At 35.2% G+C, this 281-nt stretch carries 1 protein-coding gene; it reads left to right on the top strand.

What is annotated here, in order from left to right; translation table 11 throughout:
- Positions 1 to 18 precede the first annotated feature (18 nt).
- On the top strand, positions 19 to 281 hold a 263-nt coding region (locus tag FOT98_RS30465; RefSeq protein ID WP_260851153.1), incomplete at its 3' end, for a GFA family protein.

Genomic DNA, 281 nt, shown 5'->3' with positions numbered 1-281 from the left:
AAGGTAGATTCGCAAACAATGCACAACCATGCATGTGGTTGTTCTAAGTGCTGGAAACCAGAAGAATCCATTTTTTCTATAGTAGCTGTAGTACCTCGTGACAAAGTTCATGTCATTAGTAACGGCCATAAGTTAGAGATTGTTGATAAAACAGCAGCAATTCAAAGACATTTTTGTAAAGAGTGTAAAGCACATTTATTTGGTCGTATAGAAAATAAAGATCATGCATTTTATGGTTTGGATTTTGTTCATACAGAATTATCAGAGGATAAAGGGTGGTC

The organism is Bacillus sp. HY001, assembly GCF_007558965.1.
Taxonomy (GTDB): domain Bacteria; phylum Bacillota; class Bacilli; order Bacillales; family Bacillaceae_G; genus Bacillus_A; species Bacillus_A mobilis.
Note: the sequence above shows the minus strand (reverse complement) of the source record. Positions and strands in the feature narration are given on the sequence as shown.